Source organism: Streptomyces sp. NPDC056160, from assembly GCF_042268205.1.
GTDB lineage: Bacteria > Actinomycetota > Actinomycetes > Streptomycetales > Streptomycetaceae > Streptomyces.
Genome location: NZ_JBHJUW010000015.1, coordinates 47,914 through 73,920, shown reverse-complemented (window position 1 = coordinate 73,920; position 26,007 = coordinate 47,914). Strand labels below are relative to the sequence as shown.

The 26,007-nt window shown below is 68.4% G+C and carries 23 protein-coding genes and 3 pseudogenes; 10 read left to right on the top strand and 16 right to left on the bottom strand.

Annotated features, from left to right (window positions below; translation table 11 throughout):
* The first annotated feature begins 118 nt into the window (after positions 1–118).
* Both ACFC02_RS08320 and ACFC02_RS08315 read left to right on the top strand, forming a co-directional pair.
* Positions 119–355 (top strand): hypothetical protein, encoded by a 237-nt coding sequence (locus ACFC02_RS08320; protein WP_376353937.1) that lies wholly within the window; start codon positions 119–121, stop codon positions 353–355.
* 778 nt (positions 356–1,133) lie between these two features.
* Positions 1,134–1,385 (top strand): hypothetical protein, encoded by a 252-nt coding sequence (locus tag ACFC02_RS08315; protein WP_376353935.1) that lies wholly within the window; start codon positions 1,134–1,136, stop codon positions 1,383–1,385.
* A gap of 18 nt (positions 1,386–1,403) precedes the next feature.
* Here the strand turns inward: ACFC02_RS08315 and ACFC02_RS08310 are convergent, their stop codons facing one another.
* Together ACFC02_RS08310 and ACFC02_RS08305 are read right to left on the bottom strand one after the other, a co-directional pair.
* Positions 1,404–2,618 (bottom strand): IS110 family transposase, encoded by a 1,215-nt coding sequence (locus tag ACFC02_RS08310; protein ID WP_376353933.1) that lies wholly within the window; start codon positions 2,616–2,618, stop codon positions 1,404–1,406.
* Positions 2,619–3,051: 433 nt separating this feature from the next.
* Positions 3,052–3,869, bottom strand: a pseudogene (locus tag ACFC02_RS08305) (transposase); the annotation flags it as partial.
* 232 nt (positions 3,870–4,101) lie between these two features.
* On the opposite strand from ACFC02_RS08305, the gene ACFC02_RS08300 reads away from it, so the two are divergent.
* Complete coding sequence (locus ACFC02_RS08300; protein WP_376353931.1) at positions 4,102–4,533, top strand: transposase domain-containing protein; 432 nt, start codon at positions 4,102–4,104, stop codon at positions 4,531–4,533.
* A 24-nt stretch (positions 4,534–4,557) separates the two neighbouring features.
* Here ACFC02_RS08300 and ACFC02_RS08295 read toward each other — a convergent pair whose 3' ends face one another.
* Complete coding sequence (locus tag ACFC02_RS08295) at positions 4,558–4,905, bottom strand: hypothetical protein (protein WP_376353928.1); 348 nt, start codon at positions 4,903–4,905, stop codon at positions 4,558–4,560.
* A gap of 671 nt (positions 4,906–5,576) precedes the next feature.
* Entirely contained in the window at positions 5,577–5,846 is a 270-nt protein-coding gene (locus ACFC02_RS08290) for a DNA-binding protein (RefSeq protein ID WP_376353925.1), read from the bottom strand.
* 527 nt (positions 5,847–6,373) lie between these two features.
* Here ACFC02_RS08290 and ACFC02_RS08285 point away from each other — a divergent pair.
* Positions 6,374–6,508: pseudogene (locus ACFC02_RS08285) on the top strand (glutamate--tRNA ligase); the annotation flags it as partial.
* Positions 6,509–6,565: 57 nt separating this feature from the next.
* Here ACFC02_RS08285 and ACFC02_RS08280 read toward each other — a convergent pair.
* Positions 6,566–6,898 (bottom strand): hypothetical protein, encoded by a 333-nt coding sequence (locus tag ACFC02_RS08280; RefSeq protein ID WP_376353923.1) that lies wholly within the window; start codon positions 6,896–6,898, stop codon positions 6,566–6,568.
* A gap of 628 nt (positions 6,899–7,526) precedes the next feature.
* On the opposite strand from ACFC02_RS08280, the gene ACFC02_RS08275 reads away from it, so the two are divergent.
* From ACFC02_RS08275 to ACFC02_RS08260, 4 genes are all read left to right on the top strand, one after another.
* Positions 7,527–8,090: a DNA-binding protein gene (locus tag ACFC02_RS08275; RefSeq protein WP_376353920.1), complete on the top strand. Its 564-nt coding sequence runs from the start codon at positions 7,527–7,529 to the stop codon at positions 8,088–8,090.
* A gap of 317 nt (positions 8,091–8,407) precedes the next feature.
* On the top strand, positions 8,408–8,938 hold the full coding sequence (locus ACFC02_RS08270; protein ID WP_376353917.1) for a hypothetical protein: 531 nt from the start codon (positions 8,408–8,410) through the stop codon (positions 8,936–8,938).
* 38 nt (positions 8,939–8,976) lie between these two features.
* Positions 8,977–9,255: a hypothetical protein gene (locus ACFC02_RS08265; protein ID WP_376353915.1), complete on the top strand. Its 279-nt coding sequence runs from the start codon at positions 8,977–8,979 to the stop codon at positions 9,253–9,255.
* Positions 9,256–9,294: 39 nt separating this feature from the next.
* Positions 9,295–9,864 carry a hypothetical protein gene (locus ACFC02_RS08260; RefSeq protein WP_376353912.1) on the top strand — a complete coding sequence of 190 codons (570 nt, stop codon included), beginning with the start codon at positions 9,295–9,297 and terminating at the stop codon, positions 9,862–9,864.
* 379 nt (positions 9,865–10,243) lie between these two features.
* Here ACFC02_RS08260 and ACFC02_RS08255 read toward each other — a convergent pair whose 3' ends face one another.
* From ACFC02_RS08255 to ACFC02_RS08240, 4 genes are all read right to left on the bottom strand, one after another.
* Positions 10,244–11,038 (bottom strand): SDR family NAD(P)-dependent oxidoreductase, encoded by a 795-nt coding sequence (locus ACFC02_RS08255; RefSeq protein WP_376353910.1) that lies wholly within the window; start codon positions 11,036–11,038, stop codon positions 10,244–10,246.
* A 363-nt stretch (positions 11,039–11,401) separates the two neighbouring features.
* The gene (locus ACFC02_RS08250; RefSeq protein WP_376353907.1) at positions 11,402–11,755 is read right to left on the bottom strand and encodes a hypothetical protein; all 354 of its coding nucleotides are present in this window, start codon (positions 11,753–11,755) and stop codon (positions 11,402–11,404) included.
* A 786-nt stretch (positions 11,756–12,541) separates the two neighbouring features.
* Complete coding sequence (locus ACFC02_RS08245; RefSeq protein WP_376353905.1) at positions 12,542–14,500, bottom strand: hypothetical protein; 1,959 nt, start codon at positions 14,498–14,500, stop codon at positions 12,542–12,544.
* A 26-nt stretch (positions 14,501–14,526) separates the two neighbouring features.
* A complete protein-coding gene (locus ACFC02_RS08240) occupies positions 14,527–15,711 on the bottom strand; it encodes a hypothetical protein (RefSeq protein WP_376353902.1) in 1,185 nt (394 codons plus the stop codon).
* A 139-nt stretch (positions 15,712–15,850) separates the two neighbouring features.
* On the opposite strand from ACFC02_RS08240, the gene ACFC02_RS08235 reads away from it, so the two are divergent.
* Complete coding sequence (locus ACFC02_RS08235; protein ID WP_376353899.1) at positions 15,851–16,117, top strand: hypothetical protein; 267 nt, start codon at positions 15,851–15,853, stop codon at positions 16,115–16,117.
* Here the strand turns inward: ACFC02_RS08235 and ACFC02_RS08230 are convergent.
* The 3 genes from ACFC02_RS08230 to lexA all read right to left on the bottom strand — a co-directional run bounded on the left by ACFC02_RS08230 (position 16,111) and on the right by lexA (position 17,644).
* On the bottom strand, positions 16,111–16,485 hold the full coding sequence (locus ACFC02_RS08230; protein WP_376353982.1) for a DUF6919 domain-containing protein: 375 nt from the start codon (positions 16,483–16,485) through the stop codon (positions 16,111–16,113). The genes ACFC02_RS08235 and ACFC02_RS08230 overlap by 7 nt on opposite strands.
* Before the next feature lie 165 nt (positions 16,486–16,650).
* A complete protein-coding gene (locus tag ACFC02_RS08225) occupies positions 16,651–16,932 on the bottom strand; it encodes a hypothetical protein (RefSeq protein ID WP_376353896.1) in 282 nt (93 codons plus the stop codon).
* Between the two features lie 25 nt (positions 16,933–16,957).
* Entirely contained in the window at positions 16,958–17,644 is a 687-nt protein-coding gene (gene lexA, locus ACFC02_RS08220) for a transcriptional repressor LexA (protein WP_376353893.1), read from the bottom strand.
* Between the two features lie 123 nt (positions 17,645–17,767).
* Here lexA and ACFC02_RS08215 point away from each other — a divergent pair, with 123 nt between their 5' ends.
* Positions 17,768–17,998: a hypothetical protein gene (locus ACFC02_RS08215; protein ID WP_376353890.1), complete on the top strand. Its 231-nt coding sequence runs from the start codon at positions 17,768–17,770 to the stop codon at positions 17,996–17,998.
* A 287-nt stretch (positions 17,999–18,285) separates the two neighbouring features.
* Here the strand turns inward: ACFC02_RS08215 and ACFC02_RS08210 are convergent, their stop codons facing one another.
* The 4 genes and pseudogenes from ACFC02_RS08210 to ACFC02_RS08195 form a co-directional block, all read right to left on the bottom strand.
* On the bottom strand, positions 18,286–18,861 hold the full coding sequence (locus ACFC02_RS08210; RefSeq protein ID WP_376353887.1) for a DUF6233 domain-containing protein: 576 nt from the start codon (positions 18,859–18,861) through the stop codon (positions 18,286–18,288).
* Between the two features lie 120 nt (positions 18,862–18,981).
* Positions 18,982–19,946 (bottom strand): annotated as a pseudogene (locus ACFC02_RS08205) (alpha/beta hydrolase).
* Positions 19,947–20,348: 402 nt separating this feature from the next.
* Positions 20,349–23,756: a hypothetical protein gene (locus ACFC02_RS08200; protein ID WP_376353884.1), complete on the bottom strand. Its 3,408-nt coding sequence runs from the start codon at positions 23,754–23,756 to the stop codon at positions 20,349–20,351.
* Entirely contained in the window at positions 23,753–25,930 is a 2,178-nt protein-coding gene (locus ACFC02_RS08195; protein WP_376353881.1) for a hypothetical protein, read from the bottom strand. Before ACFC02_RS08195 ends, ACFC02_RS08200 begins: the two co-directional genes overlap by 4 nt.
* Between the last annotated feature and the right edge of the window lie 77 nt (positions 25,931–26,007).

Sequence of the window (26,007 nt, the reverse complement as noted above, 5' to 3'; positions counted from 1 at the left end):
CGACGGCAGTGACTTCGATGAGTGCCTCCACACGCTCGGACTCCCCGGCACGAGCGAGCACCGCACAGACGAACTCCGCACCCACGTCCTACGCGCGGCCACCGATTCCACTGGCGGCATGCTCGCCCTTCTCGCTCCGGGCGTCCAAGCCACGCTCGCCGCGGCACTCGCCGACCCGGCCCGCGACGACGACCATACGGTGGCCGGACTCGCCTCCGCCGTCCAAGGCGTCAACGCCCAAGTCGGCTCCCTGCCGATGGTTCGCCTTCAACTCCTCCTCCCTCCCTCGAAGCCACGCGGCGTCTTCTCGCCGGGCCCGTCCCAGAGCCGCTCGTCCCCGGACTCCGCCAGCTGATCGTCTCCGCTGCCACCCTCTCCGGCCGGTTGGCCTTCGAGACCCGAGACGCCCCCGCCTCGACGGCCCTCTACAGCGAGGCAACCCAGGAAGCAGCCAAGCTCGGCGCCCGATGGCGCGCTGCCGCCGTCCACATGAGCCACGCCCTCGTCACGATGTACTCCACGGACAGCATCGACGCCGCGCGGCGCCTCGTAGACGCCGCCGTGCGCACCGTGCGCACCGGGGAATCGACGCTGATGCGGGCCCGCGCCCCCTGCAAGCCGAGATCGCCGCCCGGGCGGGACAAGGACGCCAGGCTGAAACAGCACTCGGGCTGGCCTGGTACGACATGGAAGGCACCCACACCGACGACCCCGCACCCACCAGCTTCTCGGCCGGCCACCTCCGCGGCTTCGAGGGCGTGTGCGAGCTGTATGTCGGTGATGCGGCCGAGGCGCACGATCGGTTCGCGCGATCCGCTGCGGACCTGACCGCGCCCCGCGAGGCCGTTCAGCGGGCGATCATCACAACCGACCATGCCCTCGCCCGGGTCTGCCTAGGTGAGCCCCAGTCGGCCGCCGAGCTGCTTCACGAGTGCGTGGGCCGCCGCCTCTACCACCGGTGGCCGGGTGCCGGCGCTCCGGCTGCGGCGGGCCCGCAAGGAACTGCGGCCATGGCGACGCGAGGAGTGGGTGGCCGATCTCGACGACCACCTCATGGACGTACTCGGGGCCTGATGATGCTCCTATTGATCGTCAAGCGGTCTGAGGCACGAGGCGCAAGGTACTTTCACTTCATGTCACTGACTCCAGACGACGAAGTCCGCAGCCGCGACGAACTGGTCTCCTTCGTTCGAGAACTGCGCCGGGACTACCTCCGTCGGGGACACGAATGGGAGAACCAGAGCCTCGACCGCTTCCTTGAGGCCCTTGCGGCATGGATGCATGACTCGCCGGGCTGGTACCAGAACGTCGGGAAGGAACTCCCGGAAGGTGGGGACTGGACCTTCTTGGCTAGAGCGCTTCAGGCCGCCACTGTCTACGAGTGAAATGTTCGCGTCGAACGGTCAGGCCGCATGGAGCCAGTCGCGGTAGGCGTGAGCGAGGTCGTCGTCTCGACGGATCCCGCGTTCGAGGGTGGAGATGGTGGCCGGCCAGAGCCCGAAGTGACGGGCGGCCGCGGTGAGCGTGATGTTCTTGGACTGGCGCAGAGGCCGCAGATCGGCGATGCCGGGGACGGCGACTGTGGTGGTCAGGCAGCGGAACATCTCCCGGGCGATGGCCCGCTTCAGGAGCCGGATGATCTCCTTCTTCGTCCGGCCCGCAGCCGTCTGCCGAGCAACGTATTCGCGGGTTCGGGAGTCGCTGGACATGCGGACCAGGGCGATGCGGTAGAGGGCGGCGTTGGCTGCCCGGTCGCCGCCGCGTGAGAGGCGGTGCCGGTTGGTTCTGCCGCTGGAGGCGGGGACCGGTGCGGCTCCGCACAGGGCGGCGAAGGAAGCCTCGGTTCGCATGCGGTCGGGGTTGCCTCCAGCCGTGACCAGGAGCTGGGCCGCGGTGTCGGGGCCGACTCCGTAGGCGGCCCGCAGACCGGGGTTGTGGGCGGTGACCTCGCTGTCCAGGGTCTTGGTCAGTTCTTCGTGCTCGGCGGTCAGCTCCTTGACGCGCCGGGCGAGACTCTTCAGTGCGGTGAGGACCGCGGTGTGGAAGGCGTCCCCGCTCGGTCGCAGTCGGGCCAGGGTGTCGGTGCGGTCCGCCCCCTTGAGCTGCCCGTATTTGGCGCGGATGGTCTCGGGCGCGGTGAAGAGAAGGTGGGTGAACTGGTTCAGGGCGGCGGTGCGGGCTTTTACGGCGGAGCGGGCGGTGTTGTGCAGGGCGCGTATGCCGGTGACGGTGTCGTCCTTGGGGGCGCTGGAGGCCCGTCCGGACAGCGCAGCTCGGGCGGCCGCGTAGGCGTCGATGGGGTCGGACTTGCCGATGCGGCGGCGTTCGGCCCGGTCGGGCCGGTTGACCTCCACGACGTCAAGGCCCGCCGAGCGGGCGGCGCGGGTGAAGCCGGCGCCGTAGGGGGAAGTGCCTTCCACGCCGATCGCGATCACCTGGCCGTGGGCGTTCAGGAAGGCCAGGGCCGCGGCGTATCCGGCGGCGGTGGTCCTGAACTCCGCGTCCGCGAGGTGGCCGCCGTTGTCACTGATCACCGCGACGTGAATGGTGTCGGCATGGGAGTCGACCCCGCCGAACACGTCCTGGTCCGCGGTGTCGTCCACAACCTCTGACGTCATGCTGATGGTGCCTTCCCAACCGGAGGTGGGCACCGGCCGGGTGGCGCAGACAGGACATTGAGGGGGCTTCTGACCAGGCTCCTATCAGGTCATGTTCCGCCCGGCCGGAGCCATGAAAACAGGTCCCGGCGGCCGGACAGAACAGTCGGAAGACAGCCCAGCAGGGCGTCAGTCAGTGCCCGAGCCACGACCACCGGAACCTGAGTATCAGCATCAATGTCAGTGCCGCCCCGTACGCTTAGATCATGCCCCCGACGCCCGCTCACCCTGGCCCCGCACGGCCTGCCGCCGTGGTGAACGAGGACATTCGCCAGCTGATGCTGCGCGCCGGCGGTCGGCTGAGGGAAGAGGATCGGGAGGTCTACCAGAGGCTCGTCGCCGAATGGGCGCTCGCGGTACGGGACGAGGTAGTGAAAGCTTCCTAACGCTGTTGTCAGGCCGCATTGGTGACGGGTGGTGTGGCTTGGTAGCACCGGCGATCACGGATCGGGGCCCACAGGACGTTGACGCGTCGGCGGGCGAAGGCAAGCACGGCTGGGACGTGTTTCTTCCCCTCGGCGCGTTTGCGGTCGTAGAACTCGTCCGGTGCAGGTTGCCGCTGACCTTGCCCAAGTCACGCGGTGCGGGTGCGACGCCGGCGAACGCTGCCAGAGCGTCCGGGGAGTCGAACTCGTCCAGGCTGCCGCCGACGGCGGCGAGGAACTCGGCGCCGAACACGGCGCCGATGCCGGGGACACTCAAGACGATGTCGGCGAGTTGGTGTTCGCGAAACCGGCCCTCCATGAGCTTATCCAGCTCGGAGACCTGCTCGTTGAGGAGGGCCATCACCTCCCCGGCCAGGGTGTGGACCAGTTTCGCAAGGGTCTTCTCCCGGGGGAGGGCGGTGTGCTGGCGCTCGGCGGCCTCGACGGCGGCCTCGGCCAGGGCTCTGGCGTTGCGGTTGGCCAGCCACTTCGTCGGCCGGGTGACCCCCGTCCGGCGGATCGCGGCCGGGGCCTGGTAGCCCGTCAGCAGCTTGAGAGGGCCGGTGTTGGTCACGTCCAGAGCCCTCTCCAGGGCGGGGAACATGCTCAGCAGAGTGCCAAGCAGCCGGTTGACGACGCGGGTACGGTCCTCGACCAGGTCGGTCCGGCGGCCGGTCAGCAGCTTGAGTTCGACGGCGGCTTCGTCACCGGGGCGGACGGCCCTCAGGTCCCGGCGCATCCTGGCCTGGTCGGCGATGACGTAGGCGTCGCGGGCATCGGTCTTGCCCCAATAGCGGGAAGTTTGCGGTTCGGGGCCGCTGTCAAGCGGTTCGGTGAAGTTGATGTAGAGGGTCAGAGCTCCGCGTAGGACGGAAGTCGACCAAGACACCGTTACTACGAGGAGCCCCGTTGCTTCAGTCTGGCACGCCCGCACGTCTACGCACGTGCAGTGAAGTGGCGTTCGCCGCACGGCACTTGGGCGAGCCGACGCAGATCATTGCGCCGCCGTTGGTGGCGCGGTGCTGGCGAAGACCGGGAGGGTGCAGTCTCGGGTGCGCCAGTTGCCTTCGCGAGTGGTCGTGTACTTGGTTCTGGCCATGGCGCTGTTCGGCGAGTGCGGATCTCGGGGCGTGTGGGTAGCCCTGGTCGCGGCCCCGGGCATGCCCGACGTTGACCCATCCGCCGCGGCCTTACACCAGGCTCGACGGCGGCTCGGCTCGGCGCCGCTGTCCGTGCTGTTCGACCAGGTGAAGGGGGCGGTGGCGGCCGAGGACGCGGCGGAATCATGGTGGAAGGGGATGCGGACGGTGGCCTGGGATAGCACGGGCATCCTGGTCACGGACAGCGAGGCCAACCGGGCGTACTGCGGCCGGGCCTCCGGCCACAACGGGATCTGTGGATTCCCCGTGATCCGGCTTTCCGTGCTGGTCGAGACGCTCAGGACGCAGTGACGAGCACATTGTGGATCTGCTCCCTCAGTTCCCGCCCTGGCCGCGTGTCCGCGAACGGTCGGCCTCCTGATGCAACTCGCCGAGCCGGTCACCCACCCGCCGGGACCGAACAGTTCCCAGCAGTTGGAGACAGCGCGCGGTCTCCTCGGCAGCTCCCTCAACCTCGCCGGCCATGAGGTGGGTGCGCGCCAGGCCGAGGTGATCGAACGACTGGGAGCGGCGGTGGTCGGGCCGGGCGGCCAGCGCCGCTCGCACGAGGCCTTCCGAGTGGCACACCCGCGCGGTCCGGCCGGTACCTTCGAGGTGCTTTGCGGCGATCTGGTGGGCCGTGCCCAGCGTGGTGCTCAGCTCAGCAAGATCAAAGAACGCCATGTGCGCAGGCTCATCGCCGGCACCGACCCGTTCGAAGGCATCCTGCGCTCGGCCGGCAGCAACGTCGCTCTCCGCCGGATGCCCAAGATTGCCTGGAAACCGGGACTCCAGTGCTACCGGTGCGCGACGGGCTCACCATTGCCCGACGTCGCTGACGCGTACCCCGCTGGCTCATACCCGCCAAGCTTGACAAGCCTGATTCCGCAGAAAGATCAAGATGCTGAGGCGGCAGATGTTCGACCGCGCCAACTTCGACCTGCTCCGGAAGCGAGTCTTCCTCACCGCACGAGGCCGTTCATGATCGCGGGTGTGGTGACCCTCCGTAGCTCTGGCACTGAAAGTGATCCAGAACCAGACTTCAGCCGCCGCCGACACCAGGCGCGGGCAACCATGCGGGGACTCGCGAGGTACATCGGAGAGGACGTTGAAGCCGCTGCCGCCAACGCTCGCCTGAAGCGGCTGATTGAGCAGAGGCTGCCTCGGACAGGGGAGGAGGATCGGGACGCGCGGCAGCGCCTGCCTTCGCCGTACGACCTGCCGGACGCATTGCTGGGTTTTCAGGTGCCTGCAAAGCGGAGGCGGCGTCACAGGAGTAGGCCGCTCGTCCGTCGCGCGCTCACAACGGTAGAGTCCGGCAAGTCGGAGCGGCCCTTCGGCATTTTCAGGGGGTGCTAGGCCTTCATGCGGCGGGCGCGGAGCGGCTCGGCCGGCCGGTGCTCGACCGTCGTGCCGCGCTGGGAGGGCTTGTCTTCAGCCATCCGCTTGGCCTCCCACGCCTCGACCTCGGAGAGCGGGAAGAGCACTTGGACTCCGCTCTTGAAGCCCTTCGGGGCGCGCCCTCGATGGCGGCGGATTCGGATGCCGTTCGGGGTGGTCTTCCAGCGCTTGGCCAGTTCGGCGACGGTGAGGTGGGGGGAGTCCTCAGCCGGGGGGCTGGTCATGGGATGCCTCGGTTTCGGTTTAGGTGATCTTGGTGATTACGGCCCGGGTGCGGCGCCGGTTGTGGAGCTCTTCAGCGATGAGCCGCAGCACAGTGGGGCTGGGGTTGGCCTCGTCTCTCTCGACGCGGGTCTCGGTCTAGTGATCCTGGACAAGCGCGAATGGCGATGCTGTCGAGTCGGTTTCTGGCGCATGCCAAATGCCGCGAGTGGCGTCTCCCCGGTTCACCTATCAAGGCTCACCTGAAAAGCTTATCGACTCGTGTATCAACTAGTCAATCAGATCTATAGCCGCCCAATGCGTATCACTACATGCTTGGTGGCCCATCGTCACTCGGGTCCGGATCGATCGTCGCCGGGCTGTCGTACCCCATCGTGTAGGACATGCCTGTGACGCCTCTGCTCCACTTGATCGCCCGATATTTCGAGGCGCCGCTCTGTGCTGACGGCCCCGCACGTGCTAGAGCCCCGCACCGGAGGAGGTGCGGGACGACTGGGCCGTGGGGAAGATCGGACCACGCAGGACCGGCGCACAGGCGCCGGTCCGGGGCGCGGTGACGGGCCGAATGGTGGGGCCGCCGCTGTTCGAGCCGGTGCAGGTACTGGGCCGGGAGTGGACGTTGGCGCGGATCGACGCGGCAGCCGCGAGGCTTCAGTCGGCGTGAGCTGACGACAGTGAGGCCCGGTGCGCGCAGGGTAGCGCACCGGGCCGCACTGCCAGGTCAACTACCGGGGACCCAGCCCTTCATGCCGTACGAGCCGCTGGACAGAGATTCGCCGTAGTGCCAGCGGTTGCTGTGCTTGTTCTTGGCGGAGCAGGGCACGTAGAACTTGCCGGCCGGGTCGAGTTGTCCCTCCTTCTTGTAGGCCACACCCGGGCCGGTGCAGATGGCCAGCCATTCCAGGTTGGGGCCGATCACGCTGTGGTTCTTGTCGTTTCGGTTACACCTGCTGGATCCGACCGTGGAGGCCGGGGTGGCCGTCACGGCGATCCCGCCGAGCGGGACCGCGGTGGCTGTCGTTGTCATGACGGCGTTGCGGAGTGCGGGTTGCATGAGGGACGTTCCTTCGGCTGGGTGACCTGTCGGTCGGAGTTCGGGATGCCCCGGGCCGGCTGCTCGGGCTCCCTCCGGCTGCGACCGAGGACTGAGTTGTCGTCATGACGTCGCGCCGCAAGACGGTGGATGCAGTGGCGGCGGCTCCGACCTGAATGGCCTCCTGGGAATCGGGTGAAGCGAGACTGCGCGAGACGCGGCGGTGGAGACTCGCACTCGACTCAGCGAGGAGGCACCCTCGGTCACGACCGCGCCGCAATCAGCGGAAGAGTCGCGTCCGAACATTTTGCCCGCCTTGTGCGGAATGAATCGAACGCCTATTGCTATCTTTATCAAACCATGGGCATGAATATCATCTAATGGACATTTGACTGCGACTAAATAGGCGCAGCTGCGCGATACATGTGCAGAACTGGCTGCGACTGCAAGACCGGCCTGAGCTTCTTCGCCAAGCTGCGCCTCTTGCGGCACCCGCCCTCAGTCCGAGGGGTCGCGGAGGGTGCGACCCGCGGAATCTGTCGTGCGTGTATGTGGCCACGGCTCAGAACTATGTGACGATTCACCCGGGGGCCGCGCCGGGCACGCCTATGATCGATGCATGCCGTCGTCCCTTCCCACGTCTCTTGCTGTGTCCGACGCCATCACTCACTACCGCCAGCTGCGCGAGCTGACCATCGACGAGCTGGCCTATATGCTCCGGATGCTCGATCACCCGATCTCAGCCGACGCCCTTGCGGAGATGGAGCGATGCGCTCGCCCCGTGACCGTCGACGACCTCGTCGCGATCGCCTACGTGCTCGACACGACCCCCGCGGTGCTGCTGTCGCACATTCCCATCGACATGCCGGAACCAGAGGGGCCCCTGGCCACCGGGCTCCCCGGCGACGTCGACCAGGCCGAGCTCCGCGCCTGGCTCGAGGGGAAGACCGCACTCGACCGCGAGTCGCGGGTGAGCTGGTGGAAAGAGCGGGTCGCCCGCCTCAGGGTCCGGTCGGCGCACCACGAAGAACAGCTGCAAGGTGCGTACGCGGAGCTGCGTGAGCTCGGTGACCTAGCGCTCCAGGAAGCAGACGCCCTGCCGGTGGAGCGTCTTCAGTGGCGAGTTCAGGACGGCGAGCATGCGCTCAACCAGGTTGAAGTCGCAGTGGCGTTGACTGAGCGTCAACTGGACAACCTCCGAGAAGGCGCCTGACAGCTGAGTCCTGGCCAGTCAAAGCCGTCTATCCGTAGGCGGCTCTGACCGGCCTGCTGTCGTTAGGCGGTACACCTGGTACATCAATCAGTAATACTGATAGTAGGCTTGTGGATGCCTTCGTAAGTGCTGATGTACGAGAAGAAAGCTCGGAAGTCGATCAGGTGGTCCTCAAGGAGGCCAGCTGCGGCTCCCGGATGTGGTCGGGATCCGGGTCTCGAAGATGCAGTGTGGAACTGTGGAGCCGAGACGCTGGTCCCTGTGAAGAGGGCGCCACCTGGACACGCGGGCTGAACGAGGCGTGTGAAGGAGGGATCATGACTGAGGACCAGCCTCAGTTACCCGAGCAGCTGACACATTGCCATGCAACAGCATCACAGGCCGTGCCGCCGCGACCGCGGGTTCCACCCGTTGTCACGGCCGAGCAGTGGGCCGCCGGTTTCCGGCAGACGCATCACCGCGAGCCGACGATGTCCGAGCACCAGGCCGCCGTTCAGACTGGACTGATCGCTCTCGAGCGCCGGCCTCCTGATCCGTCAATGCAGCTGATGGCCGACGGAGCCAAGCAGGCCGTCAACGGTGCCCGGGGCTTCTTCAATACCAAGGTCGCGCCGGCTGTTGAGAACTCTGGAGCCAAGGAGTTCCTCGGCAGCCGTGTTGCCCCCACCGCGCAGGGCGCCGCGCGCTCGATGCAGCAGAGCACCTCGCTTCCGGGCCTGGCCAAGCTGAGGGTTGGCCACCTTCATCCATCCCGTCGCGGCGCTCCTGGCGATCATCTCACCGTTCATGCCGGTCGCTTCATCCATAGGCTTCTCGGTCAACTACTTCGGCGACGAGGTCGGCGGTGAGGGTGGTTTTCTGCTCTTCATCATCCTCGTGGTCATCGATGCCTCTGTCGTGGCAGTCATCCGCAAGGCGAACTGGCCCCCGCATCACCGCCGGGGTCGTCGGCATCGTCGCCGGCCTGATCGGCGTGATCGACGGTTTCGGGGCGGGCTCCGTCAGCGGTACCCGCTACGCCTCCGTCGGGGCGGGCGTGGTGTTCCTCGCGCCGCTGTCGGTCGTGATGTTGGCTGCTGCAGTCCTCGTCCTGCTGTCGCCGCGTCAAACACCTGCGCTTCCGCCGATGCCGAGTATGCCGCTGGTCCAACCTTCGCAGAGCTGACCTAAACCGATTTTCCAGGACGAACGAAAGAAGAACACCATGAACTCCACCAGGACCGCACGTGCGACGCGGACCAGGATCGCCGTGTCCGCCGCGGCCCTGGCCGCGGGTGCTCTCATGCTCACCGCCTGCAGCGGGAGAAGCGATGCTGCTTCCTCGCAGAGCCCCAGCAGCAGCCAGGATTCCAGCTTCGACGGTGCCTACATCTCCATCACCGACGGGGGGCGCGGCGGCATCGCCGCCATCGACGGCCACAAGATCACGTACATCAAGGCCACCGCAGGCGACCAGCAGTGCCAGCTGACCATGAAGGCCCTCGACGACGTCAAGCACGGCTCTATCGTCAAGGACGGCAAGACCGACAAGGGCCAGTACCAAGTTCTCTCGACCGGCACAATCAACGACAGCCGGACCAGTGTGCTCTGGGACGACGTCAACGGCTCCGACCAGACAGGCACTGACCCGGGAACCGGCTCGATCTCGATGTCGGACAGCCTGATCACGCTCGGGTACAGCTTCACCTATTCGATCGACCAGGTCCAGCTCATCCCCGCCGGCAGTGACCAGGCGAAGGCCTTGATGGCCAAGGACTGCGGCCAGCACAGCTAAACGTCGAACCACCCAGGCAGCACAGAACCCGTGGACATCACGTCCACGGGGTTCTGTCTCTTCTGTGACACCTACCTCTGGAGCTGCTGCGCCCGGTACTCCTCGCTCGTCTCAGGTGCCCGACCGTACTTCGGCGCTTGCTGCTCGACGAAATCTGCTCAGCCCACACGGCCGGCTGCCGGATCCTCGACCGGGCGACCACGAGAACACTGTGGCACTGATAACGATGTTGAGCAGACACCACTCGGCCAGCAGCGTTGTCAGTACCACAGGCAGACTGTCATCGATCGCCATGGTGGCCAGGACGACCAAGCCTGCGCTATTGACCAGGAGGCTGGCCACGTGCCCCTCGAACGTGCCGGACAGGCGCGGTTTCCGGCTACAGCATCCTGTCCACCGGGTCGACGCCGCCGAGCATCAACTGCACCGACGGGTCCGGCCCGTGCCGGTCGTCCGTGTCGCGGAGGGCCTGCTCGATCTCGCGGTGCAGCTTCGTCACGTTCGGCTCGAAGTCGGGGTGGGTGGGAATGACGAAGCACCCGGCCTCCATCGCCTCGACCACCTGCTCACCGACACGGTCGGCGTTCGCGCCGGCCGGATGTTCGCTCGTCGCCTCGGCCGCCGTCATTCCCGTGGACACGGTGCCCGGGCACAGAACGGAGACACGGACGCCGGTGTCCCGCAGTTCTTCACGCAGTGCCAGCGACAGGCCGACGCTGGCGAACTTCGAAGCGGAGTACGCGCCCACCCCCGGCACCGGCATAAGACCGCCCATCGACGCGGTGTTCAGGATGTGCGCACGGCCGCCCCGCTCCAGGAAACGGGGCAGGAAGACCGACGTCCCGAGGAACTGGCCGTCGACGTTCACCGTGAAGTGACGGCGCCAGCTCTCGAACGTCGTCTCGGTCAGCGGTGCGGCGCTGATGACGCCGGCATTGTTGACGAGGATCGAGACCGGGCCGAGGGCGGCCTCGGCGCGATCGGCGGCGTCGGCCCAGTGGTCCTCAGCGCTGACGTCCAGCTCGATCGCGACGACCGACCCGCCGGCCGCGCCGAGTTCTGCGGCGGCCGCCGTGACCTTGTCACCATCCCAGTCGGCGAGGGCGACCCGCGCGCCACGAGCGACGAGCGCTCGCGCGATACCCAGGCCGATGCCTGATGCCGCTCCGGTCACGAAGGCGGTCTCTCCACTGGGCCAGGTGGTGGTGGCTCCCAACTACGAGGGTGAACTTTGAGTGTGCCAGGCCACGATCACCTCCTGCGGCCGGCCGGCGACACCGCCGACTGCGGCGGATCTCGCGTGATTCACCCGCCAACCGCTCGTCGGCCCCCCACACGACTGGTCACAGACCTGCGGCACATACCCATAGCTTTCTGAGGATGCCGAGCCCCTTGCCATGCGTACGGCCGACGGCAACCTCTGCTTCGAGATCCGGAAGGTACCGGCGCAGCCGCCCTCTGGACGGTCGTGTTCGTCACTTCAGGGTGCGCCGGGGATTCGAACCTTCCGTAGGCTGCGAGCTGCAGAAGCGAGCGTTCAGTCCCACCAGTCGTTGCCGGTGTGCCACCGTCGCACCCACTCCTCAAAGCCCCATGTCTGGTCGCCGGGCGCCGGAATGGCCCCGACGTCGGCGACCATCCACACCTCTCCGCGGCGGTGGCCAGTGGTGAGCAAGAGCCAGAACGACTGCCCGTCCTCGGACCCGAGAACGACGGATCCCTTGTTGAACACGGCATCGATCCGCGGGTCCTCGGGGTCGACGTCTTCGTCGTCCTCCCAGCCCCAAGCGGCCTCCAGGGGAAACGGTTCGCCCGGCTGTCGCGGGCCGTGGGCGCTGCCGCCCGCCAGCCGGCCAGCACAGTCTCCGACCGCTCCAGGACTCCCGACCATGCCTTAAGCATCTGCCGCGCGCCCGCACCGACCGAGGGATCAGCCGTCCAGGGCTCGAGCCCGCGGCGAACCTCTGCATCGCGGTGCCGTGCCGCTTCCCACAGCACCCCCGCGTAGCCCTCCCAGGACCGCGGGCCCGCCTCCTGCTCCTCCAGCCTGCGCACCCGCCCGTCAGCCGCCACAACGGCGGCTGCTGCCCGCCACAGCGCCTCCTCGCCCGGCTCCACCCTCATCACCACAGGGAAACAGTGGCGGCACACGTGCCCGCAGACGTCCAGCAGCGCGAGCGGGCTGCCCGTCAGGTGCTGCGCGTGGCGGCAATGGCTCCGCCATCCTGCCGCCGTGGCAGGAACATGCCACTTCCCGCCGCCCGCACGCCCCAGGACCACGGTGATCCGCCGCAGGGGCCCGACGTCCACCCCGGCCGCCAACAGTTCCTTCTCCCGCAGCACCGGAAGCCCTCGGTTACGCCGCATGACAGCCCGCCCCCTTGTTGCCTATCCGCTCTCGTCGCTCACTGTGACACAGGCGCCCGACCGGCGTGCTCGGTTACCCAACGGCGTTACCCTCCCGGCAAGGACCGGCCCTGACGTGACGCGCGGTATGTAACGACGCCGCTTCCATGAGTGCCTTGCGAGGCTCAGCCCGCTCGTGATGAAGCCGTCGCGGAGACGGCGGCGCGCGTCGACTGGCGCACGAAGCTGGTCAGTTGCACCTCATTGGACGGAAGCGCGAGAGCGGGCCACGGCCCCTTCACGCGCCGCCTCCTGGCTGCGCGAGCCTCGTTCACCGGGGGCGCCAGTATGCGTGCGTCTGACGTACGTCAGCGTCGATCACATCGCGCAGGAGCTCGCGATCGTCTGCGGGTAGGTAGCCGCCGAGGAGGTTCGCGGACAGCCGGTACGCCTCGGCCAGCTGTGGATCGCCGGCCGCGAGGACGCTGGAGAGCAGCGGTTCGTCCCGCTGTGACGCCGCATCCACCAGGGCGATCAGGCGCTGCCGCTCCTGGTCCGTCATGTCGGGCAAGGCGGAGCCCAGTTGTCCTTTCAGGGTGGCCCAGGTGAGGGTCTGCTGGGCGCGGGCTACCCGCTTCAGAGCGCCGCGCACCGCCGCGGCCGCCGCGGCGAGGGTTTCGTCCGACAGGCCTGCGGCAGGGCGCGGGAGGTGCCGTGAGGGCGCCGTCTCGTCCACGGCGTACTTCTCCCTCAGCGCCCGGATCTGCCGCAGAAGTCTGCCGGTCACGGCACCGTCAGCTGCGGTCACGGCGTCTTGGAGCTCGCGGAGCTTCTCCTCGCGGCGTCTGGGCGACATGTGCGTCTGCTCGTGCTCGGCCACCAGACGCCGAACCCTCAGCACGGCTGCCTGCTGCTGCCGCCGCGCGCGTGCATCGGCCGCGCCGGACCGAGGCGGCAGCACCGCTCCTGCGCGAGGCGGGGCCGGAGCAAGTCGGCCGAGCGCCTGGCGCCGACGGGCGGCCGTGTCCGGCGCCGGCTGGTGGTTCTTCTCCTGAAGGAAGAGGCGAGCTTTCTGCAGCATCTGCAATTCGGCGTCGCTGGCACCGCGCCGGGTCAGGGCGGTGGCCCGCTTGTAGTGCTCGCGCACATCCCAGGCACGCTTCTCGTCCACGGCGCGCTCCAGGTCCGCGAACACACGCTGCTGGTAGCCCATATGACCGTCCAGCCACGTGCGGGCTTCGGTGAGGGCCTGCTGGGCTTGTGTCCGTGCGTGCGGCTCCAGGGACTCAAGGAAGGAGTCACTGCCTTCACAGAGCCGGCGGACGTGCTCGACCGTGCCTGACCGCTGTGCCGATTCCAGGCCCCGGATCAGTCGCGTGACCGGTTCTGGCAGCGGCTGCGTGCGCAGGGGAGGAGCTGCCGGAAGCTCCTTCAGGATCCGCTGCGCGGCCTCGGTGACAAGTCCGTCTGCCGTCCACCCGCAATCCGCCAGGGGCACCCATTCCGTGGGGCGGGCGAGGCTCTCGGTGCCGATCCAGACCCGGCGGTCCGTCCCTTCGCTCTGCACACGCACCCGGTACACGTACCGGCAGCGAGAGAGCGTTCCAGGCTCGAGCGGGACACCGGCTGCGAGGATCGGGATGCCGCCGTTCCAGGCCGGGCGGACTCTCCCGTCGAGATGAACGCTGAACTGCCGTCCGCCGTCCAGGTCGACGTCCAGGGCGGAGCCGATCGGGTCGGGATAGGAGAACCGGGCCGCTCGCCCGTACTTCGCCAAGGACGTCTGCAGCGCGCCCTTCACGTACAGGTGGTCGGCACTCGACTCGCCGACACCGCGACGCCGGCACACCGCCTCGCCCCCGTGCTGCCCGGCGGGAAAATGCTGGAAGTGGCACTGCCTGTCGACGTACAGCTTGTCCGCCAGACGAGCCCCACACCCTCCGAGCAGCAGGCCGCACCAGAAGGAGTCACCGCGGTGACGCCGCCGGAACGCATCCAGCTCGATGGCCGCTACGGGCAGAACCACCGGCACGTCCGAATACTCGTTGCCGATCACCGCCGTCTGCACAAGCCGTGAGTCACGCACCAGCGCCCCCAATCCCCGCTCCCCACAATAATGGCGGCCCGGACGGTGGCGGGGACGAGCGCGGTGAGCAGGCGCCGTCCGCCGGCGATGGAGGCCGCGCCGATCCCGCCGCCGGAACGACGAGGGACGCCAAGGACGTAGTGCCGGGTCGACGGACGACGAGTGCCTGCTACGCGGGTGTTCGCCGAGCTGTAGGACGAACACCCGTGGGCGGGCTCGGCGGATTCGGCTCAGCGTCCTAGGGCCCGGGGGCCGCCGCCCTCGCCGATGCCGTCTGTGCTGCGGTCGCGGAGCTTGTGGACGCGGTCGATCCAGGTCTGCATGAATGCCTCGGCCCCGCCCTCCTCGGCCCCGGGCAGCGACAGCAGCCCCTGTCCGGAGTCGGTCTGTTCGTCGATCAGCTCCTCCAGCCAGGCGGCGACCGCGGCGAGCTCGGGGAACAGGCACATCGCGAGCGCGTGGGGAACACCGGACGGATGGGCCATCTGAGGGACGAACTGGGAGACGACCAGGGCGAACCCGGACTCGTCGACCCTCGCCCGCAGGCGGGCGAGGAAGGGATTGTCGGGCATCAGCAGCCCGTGCATCACATACAGGAAGCCGGTCAAGGCGAGGATCCGTGCCACACCGCGGGCCGCGGCCATCTCCTCCTCGCCGGCCGCCTGGAGGCGGGCGAGCGAGTCGACCAGCGCCCCCGCCTCGACCCAGCTCTCCAGGGTGCCCTCGTCCTCGGCCCGGCGAGCGGACTCGGCGACCGGCCCCCAGTCCACGCCGGGCATCAAAGCGGCGAGCGCCTCGACGAGCACCTCGCCACCGACCTCGCCGACCCCCATCCCGGAGGCTGCCACCAGGTGCACCGCTGCGCGCCGCCTCCCGCGCTCTGTGCCCCGCTCCCACGCGCCCTGGGGATCCTCGACCACCAGCCGCCTCACGTCGTCCGGATGCGGCAGTCCGGCCGGACCTCGCCCGACCACCCGCCCGGCCTCGGCGTAGAAGGCGTCCTGCGCCTCCTCGCCTCCGCGGCCGGCGATACGGGCCTGCAGCACCAACTGCTGCGCGTGCGAGCGGCCCATCGCCCATACCAGCGCCTCCCGCACGGCCGACCACGGCGGCTCCGGCACCGCCAACTGCCCAAGCCCGGTGGGAAACCCGGCCTCGGCGTACCAAGCGATCACCGTCCACCGTAGATCCCGCCCCGGCCGCGCATGCCGCCCCAGCGCCGCCGCGACGGCCAGCGTCTCCTCGGCGAGCACCGACACCGAACCGCGCCCCCGCCCCAGCCACCGCCGCGCGTGCCCGGGCAGCAGCCCCGCCGCCCGCCACCGCTCCAGCTGCGCCCCCGACACCACCATGCCCGCAGCCGCCAGACGACCGATCAGCTCACGGTCCGCCCCACCCGGCACTCCTCTGACCACCCGCACACTTTAGAACCCCGCGAGGTACAGAAAGCACGCATTGCCGTACCCGGTGAACTGAGCAGGACACCAACGCCGCACGGTCCCTACCCCCGGGACCGACCTGCCAAGGAGCCTTGCTCATGCCCACCCGCCACCGATGGCCCGCCCGCACCACAACCGCCGCTGTGCTGCTCCTGGCCCCCACCGCCGCCGCACAGCCCTCGCCTATGCCGCCGCCGCGCTCCTGCTGCTCCTGGCCCTCACCGCCGTCCTCGCGCTCGGCGCCGCCTACGCACCGCGCCCCGCCCACCGGACCGCCGCCCGCCACACTCTCCACCTCCTCCTGCGCCTTGCCCCCTGGTATCCCGACGGCCGCAGAGAGCGGGCGCGGGGCGAGTGCTTCGCCCGGGGAAGCCGTCACTGAGGTACACGGCAGCCCCCTGCGAGGAACCCGTCCCGCTGCCGTGCACGTGGCCGGAGCTGGAGCGCGTCGCCGGGATCGACCCCGGCCGGCCCTGAGTCCGCAGGATCACCCGGTGCCGGTATCGGTGGGAACCGGGATACGGCTCGGGTTGCCCCGCCGGTCCGGGGGACGAGAGCGATCAGATCGGTGCGCAGCACAGCAGCCTCGATCCGGCTGGCGACGTTCTCGCCGCAGAAGCCGCCGACAACGGCCTGCTGCGCGTCTCCGCCGGGGGGTGCACCAGTTGGGAGAAGACCGTAGCCGTTGCGGTTGGCCTCGGCAAGCACGGACGTGAGCGGGGCTGTCTCATTCTCCGGCCGTCGCCGCAGTCAGCAGGCAGGAAGGGCCCGTACCCGGTCTGCGGCCGCGCGCTGCGGCAGATCATGCGCCGCCACCGCAACGAGATCCCGCCCGGCCTGCTCCCGCCGACCCGCACGCGCGCCCGAGCAGCTGTCGGTCGGCGCCTACCGGCTGTCAACGCGCCGCCCCTGAGATCACCCGCCGTCCGGGGCCGGGTGCCGGGCGGCCTTCTTCACGCCGGCCTCCACCTCGGTGCGCGACTGCCCCTCCGCCGCGGCGTGCTCGGTGACGGCGGCCTGGACGTCGCGGGCGAGGTCGCGCCAGGCACGCCACGCGGTCTCATACGTCTGGGTCTGCTGCTCGCTCCACGGCTGCGCGGTGGGCGGCCCGTACTGATCGCGGAGCTGCTCGACCTGCGCCTGCGCCTGGCCGGCTGCGCGCTGCATCTCCACGAGTTCTTCGAAGGTATGTGCCACGCGCGGATCCTAGGTGAGGCGACGCTCAGAGGCTGCGCAGCACGGCGACCACCTTGCCGAGGATGGCCGCGTTGTCGCCGGAGATCGGGGAGTAGGCCGGGTTGTGCGGCATCAGCCAGACGTGGCCGGCCTCGCGGCGCAGACGCTTGACCGTGGCCTCGCCGTCCAGGAGGGCCGCGACGATGTCGCCGTGGTCGGCTGAGTCCTGGCGGCGGACCGTGACGATGTCGCCGTCACAGATCGCACTCTCGATCATGCTGTCGCCTACGACCCTCAGGCCGAACAACTGGCCGTCGCCCACGAGGCGCCGGGGCAGAGACAGAACGTCCTCGACAGCTTCCTCGGCAAGGACCGGTGCGCCTGCGGCGATCCGGCCGACCAGGGGGACGCTGGCAGACTCCGGTGCGGCGGTGGCCGGTGCCTGGGGATACTCGGTGGCCCAGCGGTGCCGGACACGGTAGGCGCGGGGGCGGCGCGGGTCACGGACCAGAACGCCTTTGCGTTCCAGGGCCGTGAGCTGATGCGCCACGGACGAGGTGCTCTTGAGCTGGACCGCCTGGCCGATCTCGCGCAGCGAGGGCGGGTATCCCTTGCGGGCGACGGTTTCTTCGATGCAGGCGACGATGGCCGCTTGGCGGTCGGTGAGCCCGTCGGGGCCAACGCGGACTCCCGGCGGGCGTCCTAGGCGACCTGCGATTTCGGTGGCATGCATCTCGTACTCCCCCGTGACGGGATCTTGCTGGTGGGAAGGTAACCCGTCAACCACATCGAAGGGAACACTTTTTCGATAACTAACTGTGCGATGTGCACTCCGCTGGGTAGCACTCGGAGTGCAGTGTCGGACCGCGCTGAAGACTTCAGCAGAGCGCAAAAGCTCGTCACCGGTTCGATGATCATCTCGGACATGGGGTGCGGCGCTTTCGTCCGTCTGGTGGTCACCGGGGCAGCCAGCGGCCAGGTCTGGTTCGACACCCTCGCGACAGACGACACGCTGACACCAGGGCCGGCCTTCGGGGACTGGTACCAGGCGTGGGAACGTCAGCGGGCCCCAGGCGCTCAGGTGTGACCACGTCATCGCTCAAGCCCCGCCGAAGGCAGATGAGACCGCAGGCCAGTTCGAGAAGGACCTGGTGGGATCGGTTGCCCGAGGCAGGTGGGGTCGATGGACAGCGGCAGAGGCCGCAGGACAGACCCGAGCACGGACGTACGGGGTGGGGGAGTACGGCAGCCTGCCCCAGGCCCGCGTCTCCCTCGTCGACGAGACCACGAGCGCCGTGGTGACGGCCTGGCCCAAGGAGCCGTGACCGCCTGACCGGGCAGGCGGTCACGGGCACGGGACGTAGGCCCTGCGCCCTACACGCCGGAAGGGTCCGTCTCGTCTCCGGTGTGGTCGAATCCGTGCAGCACCGGCGTGATCTCCTGCGCGGCCCCGCACAGCGTGCACAAGGTCGTCGCCGGGTTCTCCGCGACGTCCAGGGCGCGCTCCAGGTCCAGGACCGGCGCATCCTGCGGCGCCTCGGTGCAGTCGGGGGCGTGCAGGACGCGTCGGCCGGGGCCGCGCCTGACACGGATCTTCTGCACGACCCAGCCGGTGGGCCGGCGCTCTCCGAGGATCTCGCGCACCGCCGAGGGCGGGGCCGGCGCTTCCAGGCGGTCGGTGGGTACCTGGTCGTAGTCGACGCCGTCGACCGGCCGCACATGCTCCGGGGCGCGGACCCATACCCGGTACTCCGCGGCCCGCACTGTGCCGTCCTCGCTGCCCTCGTAGGACGGCAGGCCGACGAGGAACACCCAACCGGTCTCGGTCTGCCGCCGCCTCCACAACCGCGCGGCGATCTCCTGCTCGGGATGCCCCAGCACCGGGTCCGCGGGCAGCACGACCCGCACCGGCACGGGGCCGGGCGCAGCAGGGGCAGGGGGAGTCGTCACGTTCCCACCGTACGTAGTCGGAACTGGACCGCTCCGCGGCCGGGCTCATCGCCGAAGTCGGCGCCAGCACGACCCGGCGCGCATCCGTGTCCGTCACCCGGCTGCGGTGAGAGGCGCGAGTCAGGCGTCCAGTATGCGTGCCACCCAGGCGTTCCGTGCGGTGACGGCCGCCTGGGCGACCGCGGTGTGCGGCGCCGTCATGTCGAATCCGTGGAACCCGCCGGGCCAGACGTGCAGCTCCGCCTGCCCGCCGTCCCGCCACAGGGCCGTCGCGAAGGCGACGTCCTCGTCCCTGAAGATCTCGGCGGAGCCGACTTCGATGAACGTGGGCGGGAGCCCGGACAGGTCCGCGGCCCGCGCGGGCGCTGCGTAGACGGAGACGTCCTCGGTCCCGCGGCGGTCGCCGAGAAGGGCGGTCCAGCCCATGAGGTTGCTGCTGCGGTCCCACACGCCGATGCCGTCGAACTGGGCCGAGGACGCGGTCTGGTTCCGGTCGTCGAGCATCGGATACATGAGGACCTGACCGGCCAGGGCCGGTCCCTTCCGGTCGCGGGCGAGCAGGGCGGTGCCGGCTGCGAGTCCGCCGCCCGCGCTGGGGCCGGCGATGATCAGCCGGTTCGGGTCGATGCCGAGCTCGTGCGCGTGCTCGGCCGTCCACAGCAGTCCGGCGTAGCAGTCCTCGACCGGGTAGGGGTCCGGGTACTCCGGGGCGAGCCGGTACTCGACGGTGACCAGGACGGCGTCGTGCTCCAGCACCCACGGGATGCACTGGCCGAGCGCCGCGAACCGGTTGCCCGTGACCATCCCGCCGCCGTGCGTGTTGTAGATCCCCGATCCGGTCCCCTGGTGGTCGCGCCGGGCGATCACCGAGACCGTGATGTCGTCTCCCCCGAACCCCGGATCGCGACGTCACGCCTGGTCAGGTCATCGGCTGCGAGCTGTTCATCCGTTATCTCCGCCGGGTCCGCCTCGCGCAGCTGCGGGATCATCTCGGCGGTTATGGTCGGGGGGAACTGGTCGGCCAGAGCGGCGAGCACAGCCTCCAGCTCCGGGTCGTACGGGGGGCGGGGAGAGTGCACCGACATGGTGTCTCCTTTCTCCGGAGCCGCGTGCACGCGGCGGGGGGAAACAGGGGGAGGGTTCGGGGCGTGACGCGAGCGGCGGCAACGGCGTGCGGGCTGGGCTCGGCCGCGAGGGTTCAGCGGGCGCTAGAGTCTGCGGCTCGTCGTGATGCCGCACAGCGCGCAGCATCTCGCCGACGAACACCACGGTGGCCACAGCCGCCGTGGTGTTCAATGCCAGGTCGCGGGTCCCCTTGATCCACTATCGCGCCGAGCGCCACCAGCCGCGCGGGAACTCGTCGCGAAATTTCGATCCGAGCCTCATGCTCTTCCTTCTCCTCCTGCCAAGGAAAAGACAACGCACCCGGTGAGGACGATGGCAATGGTCGTCCTCACCGGGTGCGTCAGCCCTTCACGCTCGCCCGATCAGTCCTGCGGCTTCTCGCGCCGGCCCTGGCGAAGACCACCGGCCGGCCGTTGCTGCGGCTCTGAAGTCTCCACGCTCTGAGGGGCCGGATCGGCAACCCGGCGCGGAAGGGGACGCGGAGCCGGAGCCTGCCGCGGCGAAGGAGCCGGAGCAGGAGTCGACGTCCGCGGAGCCTGAGCCCGCGGGACGGGCGTCTGGGGCGGTGTCGTCGTCGACACCTGGGTCGAACTCGGCTGACGCGCTGCCTGCGTCCGAGCTGGAGTGCGCGCACCAGGCGCAGCCAGAGTCTGACCCCAAACCGGAGCGGCCACGGGACGAGGAGCCGACGTTCCGGCTCCCAACCGCTTAGGAGCCGGGGTGTCCTGGGCGGAGCGCGTCGGACGCGTGCCCGGCGCGGCCGGCCGCCCGGAAGCAGGAACGGGAACGAGACCAGGAGTAGCGCCGCTGAAGCGTTGCGGTGCAGCCTGCTGATTCTCGCTCAAGGAGCTCTGCTGGCTCGGGGCACCCGTACCGAACTGCGTCGGGCCCGTCTCGTCAGCGACAGCCTTTCTGCTGGTCGGGACAGAACCAGAGCCGTCGCCGCTGCTCTGCCCCTGAGCGTCGCCACGAGAGCTCGGCGGCTCCGTGTCCGAGGCCAGAACCTCGCCGCGGATGACCTTGTTGCCGTCCGAGGTGTACCCGAGGTTCGACAGGCCGCCGTGGTTGCGTAGATTCTGTGCCGTCTGCTTGTCCGAGTGCGAGCTGCCCGCTCCGCCACTGGTCAGCTGCAGCGGACCGCCCTTGTCGTCGGGGCCGTCACTCTGGCCGGACGCACCCAGGGCACCAGCAGGACCGCTGCCGCCCGGCAGGGCCTTGGCGCCGTCACCGCCGCCGCCACCGCTGCCAGGACCACCGTCTAGTGCCGGGCTGTTCGGATCGCCCCCACCCTCTCCGCCGCCCTCCAGGGCCAGTGCCTGGTTGCCCGCGGTCAGCACCGTGGCGTCGCCGTTCGTGCCGCCGGCGTTCGTCGACGCCGTCTTGCCCGTGGGCTTGCCCGTGGGCTTGCCCGTGCTCGGAGACGCCGGGCCGCTGGTCTTGCTGTTGAACCCGTTGGCGAGCTTGTTGCCCAGGGCCATACCCGCGCCGGCCCCTGCACCTGCGGCCAGAGCAGGCATCAGCCCACCCTTGTCCGGCTTCGGCGCGGTGTTGGTCTCCAGGAACTTGTCCACAAGCTTGGTGACCACCTCGTCCATCGCCTGCAGCACTGTCTTGCGGACCCGCAGCAGAGCGAAGGTGATGCCCATGATCAGCAGCGAAGAGATGAGCGTCAGGATCACCACGATGGTCCCGCCGAGCGCAGCGCTGCCCCACAGGCCGCCGGGGCTCATGAAGCTCGACACGGGCCCGGCAATGACGTCCGGGACCGAGATCAGGAACTCTCCGACGAACTGGTAGATGAACAGCGTGACGAGGACCTCCAGGATCAGCGCCATGGAGTAGACGATTACCTTGGCGATCGCGGCCATCGCGCCCAGCGTCGCGAACGGCACGGCTGCCACGAGGCCGAAGGTCCTCTTGACCGCGCCGGCCAGCATGCCGATGGCGTACCAGAAGCCGAGCAGGACGATGGAGCCCAGGACCGTGGCTGCGTTGGACCAGTACATGAACTTCGCCGGTCCCGTGCCCACCTGGCTGACAGCCATGTGGTTCTCGCGGGTGAACCCGCTGGTGGCGTTGTTCGAGCTGTACATGTTCAGCGAGCTGGGGCTGAACCCGGTGTTGAGGTAGTTGTACGCCGCCAGAGGAGACAGGTTGCAGGAGGAGGGCGTCTTGCCCACCGTGAAGCCGCAGTTGCTCTTCGTCCCGGTCGTCGTGAAGACCGTCGAGTCCTTGCCGGGACGAGAGGAGGTCAGGCCCGTGCCGTCGGTCGAGATCACCGGGTGATCGGCCGGCTTCGGCCCCTTCTCCTCACCGAACCCCTCCACGTCGCCGTAGCTGCTCTTGTCGACGAACCAGCTCTTCTTCACGTCCGCGCTCTCGTCGAGCTGCGTGATCGAGCTCTTGATTCCGGACTCGAAGTCGGAAGCTGCGATCTCGTTGCTGGCGATGTACTTGCCGATGATCCCGAAGGTCGAGAACACCGCCTTGAAGTCGTCCGACGCACCGGTGTCGACGGAGACCGTGCCGTCCTTCCAGGCTGACTGGGCGTCGTTGGCCTTCGTGCCGATGCTGATGCCGTTGAACGTCGCTCCGTGGGACTGCTTGTTGATCGCCAGCGCGCTCGTGCGAACCGACATCATCGCGTCAGAGCTGGCCTGGTCGCCGTTCCAGGAGACAGTGGCCTGGTCCGGGATTCCGAGGCGGTCGTTCATCATCCACGCCTCGAAGTCGACGTAGGTACTGAGCACGACGCGCGTCGGACCGGCATGCTGGCCGAGAACCGAGTTGTCGAACTTGTCGAGCACACTGGTGTACATCGACCCGATGAGCGGCAGGCCGACGCCGATGAAGACGACACGCACGATGAGCTTCTTGATCGCCGAGCCGCGGTCCATCTTCTTGAACATGACCAGGCCGATGAGCAGGAAGCCGGTGAAAATCGGCACGAGCGCCTGCCACGAGATGTCGACGAGCAGGCCGTACCAGCCGCTGATCCAGTGCTGGAGGCCCGAAAGCGCGCCGCCTCCGGTGTCACCTCCCGTCATCCCGTCGGCGAATGTCGGATTGACCGCCCTGACCGCCTGGTAGAACCACATGAAGGGGTTGATGAGCTTCAGGAACTGGAGGATGACGTAAAATAGCGTGCCGACCGCCAGCGCCAGGGCGTAGAGGACCCAGATGACGGAGCCTCCGATCACGCTCACGATCTGTCCGCCGATGCCCGAGGACATCGTGTCCAGGCCGAGGTCAGCGTTCGCCGCCCCGAAGTGCGCGTAGTCGAGCATGCCCGAATACTTCGCGTTGCTCTTGTCGTCTTTCGCTGCCAGTGTCTCGTACGTGACGGTCTGCGAGGACCCCGATACCTCGGCGAAGAACCAGCCCACGATGTTGCCCAGGCTGAAATCCGGGTCGGCGTAGCCGAGCATAGAACCGCCCGAAGCAGGACTGCTCGTGACCGGCTTCCAGTTCTTGTGCATGCCCTTGTCGTTCGACGGCGAGTTCTTCTCGCTGAAGTACGAGCTCGCGTTCGAAGCCAGTTGGTAGAGGCTGTAGTTGTCGCGTTCCTTCTTGTCGTCCGCGGACGCCGGCGAAGAGGTCGCCACCATGAGGACCGGCACGAACAGCGCGGCCAGGAGCCCGAGGGCGAGCCCGCGCGCGAGCCTGCCTTGGCGGGCTCCATCACCGCCGTGGCGGGCCCAGGAACGCATCCGCGCCACCGCCGTGATCGTCCTATTCCTCGCCTTCGTATCGGTGCTGACCTCACTCATGCCTTGACCAGCTTCTTCGGCTTGAGCTTCCACGCTGGCCGCCTTGCGCCGTCCTCGGGCTGCTGCAGGCTCTTCTTGCCGTCGCGGCGCTTGCCCCCGTCGCTCTGGCCCGCGCCAGTCTCGCCGTCGCCGCCCTCGCTGTTCTTCCGGATGCTGGTGAGGTTCGCGCCCGGTGCCGGCTTGTGCTGCAGGATCGCGTCCATCCGCGTCGCCTCTTCGGCCCTTGCCGCCTCCAGGCGGACCTGCCTGCGCTGGGCCTCGCGGTAGGGGTTGATCCCCAGTGCCAAATCCAGGTGGAAGACCACGTTGGAGACGCCCCGGCGCAGGTACGTGAGGTTCTCGCCCTTGGTCGTGATGAGTTGGGCGAGGTCCGGCGGAATCCGCTGGTGCAGCTGTTTCTGGTACTCCGCCACCGTGCCGTCGCGCATCGGGCCGAAGAGCGTGTAGTCCGCGGCGTCGAACTTGTTGAAGTCGCTGTCGGCCAGCATCGTGTCGACGTCGTTGTAGCTGTAGACCACCCGGCCGCCGCGCTCGTACATATGGTCGAACTGGTCCTTGATGTACTTCTTCACCCGGTCGTCGATGTGCTCGGTGCCGTGGATGATTACCGTGTCACCGAGCCCCAACTTGCCGACGGCGAAGCCGACGATGTTCACCAGTTGCGCCATCGCCACGCCCTTGCCGCGGCGCATGAGCCGCGAGAAGTCGTAGACCACGCGCCGCGAATCCCGGACCCCGTCCACGGCCGAGGCCGTGTGGTTGTTGAACAGGTCGCCGTTGGTGCTCAGCATCGCGTTGGCGATACCCCTGAGCACGTTGTAGGCGCGCAACTGGTCCGGGTCGGTCTTGCTAGAGTTCAGCAGTGCCTTGTGCGCGGTTGCCACGTAGGAGACGAACATCTGAAGACGCGGCACCTGGGTGTGCGGGATGTTCACCACGCGCAGGCGGTGGCGCTGTTCCTTGGCGTTGTGCCGCCACATGCCCTGCTCGATGTAGAAGTCGGTCGCGGTGTCTTCGAGGGCGCTGCGGATGATCGAGCTGTTTGCTCCGTCGCTGGTCTCGTAGAGCTGCTCGAACATCAGCTTGAGCTTCTCCATCTGGGCGGAGAAGACTGTCAGCTCGTCCTCCTCCGCGCCGAACATCTCGAACATGTTCACGTCGCCCTGATTCAGGTCCACGCGCGAGGTGAGCCGCTCGAACTTCGGACCGAGCTTGTCGAGGTTCGCTCCGTCGAGGATGAGGTGGACGACCTGGCCGTTGTTCAGCAGCGCCGCCTGAGAGATCTTCGAGCACCACATGTTGGCCACCCGCTGGCGGTCGAGGTACTCGCTGAGCGTGGCGTCGGCGACGATCGCGTGGTGGTCGTAGGCGTTGACGTCCATGAGCACGGCGCTGTTGTTGACGTCGCCGACCATGTAGCCGACGTACTCGCCGCCTCGGTCGTTGAGGCCGTTGGTCACCAGCGAGTACGAGCCGGCCAGCTCGGTCGAGGTGAAGTGGAAGCCCTTGCCCTTCTTCTTCTCGTTGTCCTTCCACAGGCCCGAGAGCTCCTGACGCTGCTCGCCGGCGTAAGGCGCAGCCTTCAGCGTGCCGAATCGGTCGATGTACAGACGCGTGACCCGGTCGATTGTGTCGTCCAGGGTCGCCAGATCGGGGGCCTTGAGGAAGAGCCGGTTGTGCACCGAGAGGTAGCTCGCACCGTCCTGGATCTCGCCGATCGTGATCCCGAGGTCACCGGAGATCTTCGCGGCCTTGCGCTTGGAGGAGGTCGTGCCCGTCTCCTCCTGCTCGTTCGCATCCAGCCGGTCCAGCTTCTCCGACTGCTTGGTGTACGAGTCGATCCACTTCTCGTCCATCCGCTTGACCTGCTCAAGCACGACGGCGGTGACCCGCTCGTCCAGGCCGTCCGGGATCCGGTCGATACCCCAGAAGACGGCGAAGTTGTCGTGCGCGGCGTCGTCATGGAAGTAGGCCAGGATGCAGGCGACCGAGCCGTCGACCTCGAAGTAGTCGGAGCGGAAGAGGTACTTCTCCTTCGGCTTCAGCGCGAGCAGGTGAGGGTATGCGTCGAACGTGCCCTGGAGGTGCTTGACCTCCCGGCGGCGCTGCCACCAGTTCTTCTTCGGCTCGGCGGCCTCATCGGCTGCGCCGTCCGCCGGCGCAGTGTCCTGCACGCCCTCAGCCTGAGCAGCACCGTCCGCGCGCGGATCATCGACCACAAGCTCCGCGGTCTCATTCGTCTCGTCAGGCT